This is a genomic window from Trichloromonas sp., from assembly GCF_034006665.1.
Classification (GTDB): domain Bacteria; phylum Desulfobacterota; class Desulfuromonadia; order Desulfuromonadales; family Trichloromonadaceae; genus Trichloromonas.
This window is the reverse complement of sequence record NZ_JAVESI010000083.1, coordinates 1-6,114: the sequence shown is the minus strand read 5'-3', so window position 1 is coordinate 6,114 and position 6,114 is coordinate 1. Positions and strand designations below refer to the sequence as shown.

Here is a 6,114-nt window from a genome sequence, read left to right as displayed (position 1 = left end):
AAACCACATACCTATAATAATATTAACAAATGATTTAGAATATGATATATTATCAGACTTAATAATAAGTGACAATATATCGGATAAAGAATTTTTATATCAAGTTAATACTTTATTAAAGATGAAATTAATTGATGATGAGTTAAGAAAAGAACAAATTGTTTTAGAATTAAAGGTAAAAGAAAGAACAAACCAATTAGAAGATAAAGCAAACAGATTAAATATAACTCTTAATTCTATTGGAGATGGTGTTATAGTTACAGACAAAAATGGATATATAACTTTAATGAATCCTGTTGCTAAAGAGTTAACTAAATTAGAAGATTCTGATTTCATGTATAAGCATATAGATGAAGTTTTTGATATCACATATAAAAATAATAAAATAAATATATATAAAGAAGTTATAAAAACAAATAAAACATTTTTTATTAAAGAAGGTTCTAAATTAAAATCGAAAGATGGTAATTGTATAAGAATATCAGATAGTGCATCTTTAATACTAAATAAAAATAATAATATTGATGGTATTGTTATTGTTTTTAGAGATATAACAACTGAATATGAATTAAGAAAAAGAACTATAGAAAGTGAAATTAAATATAGAAGAATATATTATCATGTACCAGATGTAGTATATACAATGTCAATAGATGGTACTTTTACATCTATGAATGATGCTAATATATTTGGTTATAAAAATGATGAAATAATAGGAAGTAATATCAGTAAATATATTCCGTATAAAGATGATTTAAAAAAAATACAAAACAATATTAGAAGTAAATTAGTAGGTGAAAAAAAGATAACAGAATATGAAATTTCATTAATAAAAAAGAATGGTGATATTGTACCTATAAATGTTAAAACACAAATGGTTTTTGATAGTAGTAATAATCCGGTTGAAATATTTGGGATTGTTAGAGATATATCAGATAAAGTAAAAACAGATAAAATAATAGAAGAAAGTAAAGATAGATATAAGAATATACTAGATAATATGAATAATGCGGTATGGGTTTTTAAAACCATAAAAGGGGATGATTTTTATTTTATAGAATGGAATAAAAAATCATCATGTATGGATAATAAAAAAGAGAAGGATGTTATAGGTAAAGATATATATGAAATTTTTCCTAATTTAATTAAAGATGATTTTAAAAATTATTTAAAAAATGTTTGGAATAACGGTAAACCAATTGAGATAAATAATTTTGAATTTATTAATAATAATAAAAAAACATGGAGATATTTTTTTATTTATAAATTATCAACTACCAATGAGTTAGTTGTTATGGTTAATGATATAACTAGTATAAAGGAATATGAAGAACAATTAAAACAAGAAAAAGATAGAGCAGAAGAATCTGACAGATTAAAAAGTGTTTTTTTAGCTAATATGTCACATGAAATAAGAACACCTATGAACTCCATAATTGGTTTTTCTAGTTTAATAGATGAAAAAACACCTAAAAATAAATTAACTGAATACATTAATATTATAAATGATTCTAGTAATTTATTACTAACACTAATAGATGATATTATAGACTTATCTAAAATACAATCTGGTGTTATGAAAATTAAAAAAGAACCATTTAATCTTAATGATTTATTAAATAAATCAGAAAAAGAATACATTGAACTTATAAAATCTAAAAATAAGTCAAATATTAAAATTGAAAAAAATATACCTACAAAAGATATAGTAATAAATACTGACCCAAAAAGATTAAAACAAATTATAAATAATCTAGTTGGAAATGCAATTAAATTTACCAAAAATGGTAAAATTACATTCGGTTATAGTGTTAAAAATGATAATGTTATATTTTTTGTTAAAGATACTGGTATTGGTATATCTAGTGAAAATTTACCAAAAATATTTGATAGATTTTTTCAAATTGAAAATAAGAATGAAAAAAAACAGGAAGGAACAGGATTAGGATTAACGATAAGTAAAGCCATAATTGAAATATTAGGCGGTAAAATATGGCTAGAATCAGTTATAGATAAAGGTACAGTTTTTTATTTTAATTTACCAGTAGGTGATATAAAAAATGTTAAAAAAGAAAATAAAAAAATTATTAAGAGAAAATATAAATGGAACAATAAAAATTTATTAATCGTAGAGGATGATGATGATAATTATAAATTGTGTGAAATTGTATTAGAACCAACTGGTATAAATATAGAAAGATCTAAAAATTGTAATGAATTTTACAATTTAATAAAATTAAAACAATATGATGTAATATTAATGGATACAAATTTGGGAGATGGTAATGGTAATGATTTAATAAAATATATAAGAGATAATAATATAAAATCATATATAATAACTCTGTCTGGATATTCTTCGTTAGATAGTGAAGAAGAATCATATAAAATGGGAGCTAATTTTTATATGGTTAAACCAATAAAATGGAATTTATTAAAAGATAAGATTAACGAATATTTAAATTCTAAGAATTAGTAGAATCAAATATCCTACATTTACATTTACCTAATTTAAAAGAATCATTTAATACCCATCCATTTTCTTTTTTAACAACTGGCCTATTATTTGGAGATAATATGACTAAATTTTTACTAATCATACTTAATCTCCATAATATTTCTGGTAATATAGACGTATCACATAAATGTAATGAATAACTGGCAATAACTGTATCAAATTCTTTATTATCTAATGATCCCTTTTGTATATCACTGAAAGAATATTTAAAACAATATAATCCAGTATTATCAACATATTCATTATATAAATATGGATCACACCCGACTATATTACTATAACCTAAATCTTTAAGTATTTGTGTAACTTCTCCTATACCAGATCCTAAATCTAAAACATTTGAAAAAACAACATTATTATTTTTTTCAATTTCATATAAACATTTTTTAATGTCTTCAAAATGCGGATTTTTATAATTTCCTCCTATATTTTTATAAAAATCATCAACACCATATATTTCATACTCATTCCTAATACTATCATTAATTGATTCAAAAAATCTACTTTTGTCTTTTGTTAAATTTGTAAATATTATTTGTTCACCTTTTATTTCAATTCCAAAATTTATAAGATTATTTCTATTTTCATATGATAATAACTGTTTTATTTCTGATATTTTTATTTTAGATTCTTTTTCAAAATCTTTTATATTAAATACTAATTCATTATTATCATCTTTATATATTCTTAAAAATTCCATTAACTTAGTAATTAACCCACCATATTTTAAAGAACCTTTTCTATACTCTATGTTTGAATAATCATTAAATTTTAATATTTTCATTTATTTTTTAATTAATTTTATATCTTTTTGTGATTTTTTATCAACACCGTTCTTTATAGATGTACCAAAATAATTATCATCATCGGTTATTAGTTTAACACCATCACCTATGATAGCGTCTGGTCCTATAACACCTCCCCTAAATATACCAGATTTCATTTCACCATTCATAAAACCACCATAAAAATAAACTTTATCCAATACACAGTCACTATTAACTTCACAATTTGTTAATTTACAATTAAATACATCACTATTTATTATTTTACATGACTCTATATGTGAATTTTTAATATCACACTCATCAAATTCTGATTTATAATATGTACCTTCAAATATTCGACAATCTATAAAATTTAAATATTTTAAATCAAATATTCCTTTTATAAAAGCATCAACTACTTCTATTTTATTTGTCTCTGTATCATAATTAACAGTAGCATCATTCAAATTAAATGTATTATTTAATAAATCATATAATCTATCATACATTTTATTATAATATGATTTAATAATAAAAAATTCATTATTTTTATCTACTTCTAATCTTATTGATGGAAATTCACCTATAAAATTTTCTAAATCATTAAATTTTTTGAAGTTGGCAATATTATCACTTAAATAATCTAATAATTTTTCAACATCATCATCATCTAATTCTTTATCAATACAATTCCATGTTAATAAAATGAAATAGTCCATTAGTTCTAATATTTCTCTTGTTTTATAATGATAATCAGTACCACCAATATATCTATATTCTAATCTACCTTCAGTATAATTTTTAATATTAACCCCATAATATTTTGTGTTTGGTAATTCTATATTAGACTGTATATGATCTATTGCATTACTAGAATACTCATAATTTTTAAATGGTATAATTTTTTTAACCGATTTAGCATAAAAATTGTTTTTTCTGTTTGGAAACATATTTAGTATGTAGTCTTCATCTATATCTAATATCAATTTTAATGGATTCAATTTATCTAGTGTAGAATCTACTTTATCTTTATCAAATGATACATTAATATGTATTGAACACTTTTCATCGGTGTATGCATTATTTTGAATAATATTTAGAATTTTTAGTAGAATTATTTTTGAATCTGTATAATTCATCGGTCCTGTAATTAACTCAATCATATCATTACCCCCACTTAAATCTGGTTCAATTTTAAAATTTTTATCGTCAGGTTTAAAATCACTATGATATTTTCTTTGCCCCCATACTTTTATTGGTTCTAATTCTCTATTTAATACTTCTAATAATTTATAATATGATTTAGATGTATAAAATTCAAATTCAAATCCTATTATAGAATTTTTTAAAATATTATGATAATTTATATAATAATTACTAAATTTTTTCATTTAATATGAAATATTTTTAATGTATATATTAAATTTTAATATCTAAATTTAATAAAAAACAACTATATATATTTAATATATATGTTATACCAATACCACCAAAAAAATAAGGGTCAATTATGTTAACAGATAAAATTATTAAAGTTAAAGTTAGTAAAAAAAATATATCGCATTTTAAAAATTTAGGTATAGATTGTAATTTAAAGGATATTATAGATATAGATCCTATAAATTTAAATGAAGGTAGTCATATTTTAGTAAATGTTAAATGTGATGTTTGTGGAAGTGAAAAACAATTAATGTTTCAGAAATATATTAAAAATATTAAAAATGGTGGTATATATTGTTGTTCATCTAAATGTGCTCAACAAAAAGTAAAAAACACATCAATTAATAAATTCGGAACTGAATATTATACACAAACAGACGAATATAAAAAAAGAGTAGAAAAAACATCAATTGAATTATATGGTGTTAAACATTTTACACAAAATGATAAAGTTAAAAATAAAATAAAAAAAACAAATTTATATGATTTTTGAAAGAAAACCAACAAATCTTCAGTTTGTTGGATGAATTTCAAATTATTTCAAATTATTTTTAATTATTTTTAACATTTTAGCCAACTGATTTTTAACATTTTAGCCAACTGATTTTTAACATTTTAAATAAATTTAACGATTAAATCCATTAAAAATGGAAAAAAGTGACCTTTTAAATTTAATATATAATTACATAACATAAAAAAATTCTGTAAAAATGTTAAAGTCTTACAAATATAGAATATATCCTGATCAAAATCAAAAAGAACTTCTTTCAAAAATTTTTGGACAAGTCAGGTTTGTGTATAATCTAGGTTTAGAAACTAAAATTCAAGCATATACATCAAACAAAAAACATTTAACTTGTTTTGACTTAAATAAACAAATCACTGATTTAAAGAAAGATATAGAATGGTTAAATGAAAGTCCTTCACAGGCTTTACAGATGGCAATCAGGAACTTAGATAACGCCTATACAAATTTTTTTAAAGGTTCAGGATTTCCAAAATTTAAAAATAAATATTCTAAACAAACATTTCAACTTCATCAAGGAGTTAACTTAAGTGAAAATAAAAAACAAATCTTTATTCCAAAACTTAAAATGGTTGATATTGATTATCATCGAGAATTTAAAGGTGATATAAAAACTATAACTATAAGTAAATCAGTGACTAACAAATACTACATTTCAATTTTAGTAGACAATAAAAAACCTTTTCCTGAAAAGAAACCGATAAGACTGGAAACAACAGTTGGTATTGATTTGGGAATCAAAGATTTAGTTATAACTTCAGATGGAAAGAAATTCAAGAACCAAGATTTCTTTAAATCTTCAATGAAAATGTTAAGGGTTGAGCAGCGTTCTTTAGCAAGGAAACAAAAAGGATCAAATCATT

General features: G+C 21.5%; 5 protein-coding genes. 3 read left to right on the top strand and 2 right to left on the bottom strand.

Translation table 11 applies throughout. The features are described 5' to 3' along the window. A partial coding sequence (locus tag RBR25_RS17360) for a PAS domain S-box protein (RefSeq protein ID WP_432820802.1) occupies positions 1-2,476 on the top strand: 2,476 nt, incomplete at its 5' end. On the opposite strand, the gene RBR25_RS17355 is transcribed toward RBR25_RS17360, so the two are convergent. Further along, entirely contained in the window at positions 2,466-3,302 is an 837-nt protein-coding gene (locus RBR25_RS17355; RefSeq protein ID WP_432820801.1) for a class I SAM-dependent methyltransferase, read from the bottom strand. The genes RBR25_RS17360 and RBR25_RS17355 overlap by 11 nt on opposite strands. Next, on the bottom strand, positions 3,303-4,676 hold the full coding sequence (locus RBR25_RS17350; RefSeq protein WP_432820800.1) for a hypothetical protein: 1,374 nt from the start codon (positions 4,674-4,676) through the stop codon (positions 3,303-3,305). It lies immediately after the preceding gene. A 119-nt stretch (positions 4,677-4,795) separates the two neighbouring features. Here RBR25_RS17350 and RBR25_RS17345 point away from each other — a divergent pair, with 119 nt between their 5' ends. Both RBR25_RS17345 and RBR25_RS17340 read left to right on the top strand, forming a co-directional pair. Next, positions 4,796-5,218: a DUF7487 domain-containing protein gene (locus tag RBR25_RS17345; protein ID WP_432820799.1), complete on the top strand. Its 423-nt coding sequence runs from the start codon at positions 4,796-4,798 to the stop codon at positions 5,216-5,218. Positions 5,219-5,435: 217 nt separating this feature from the next. Beyond that, on the top strand, positions 5,436-6,114 hold a 679-nt coding region (locus RBR25_RS17340), incomplete at its 3' end, for an RNA-guided endonuclease TnpB family protein (RefSeq protein ID WP_432820798.1).

Excerpts from the sequence above, each read along its gene's own strand:
- RBR25_RS17350 (WP_432820800.1), bottom strand. The coding sequence starts at position 4,676 with ATGAAAAAATTTAGTAATTATTATATAAATTATCATAATATTTTAAAA.
- RBR25_RS17345 (WP_432820799.1), top strand. The coding sequence starts at position 4,796 with ATGTTAACAGATAAAATTATTAAAGTTAAAGTTAGTAAAAAAAATATA.
- RBR25_RS17355 (WP_432820801.1), bottom strand. The coding sequence starts at position 3,302 with ATGAAAATATTAAAATTTAATGATTATTCAAACATAGAGTATAGAAAA.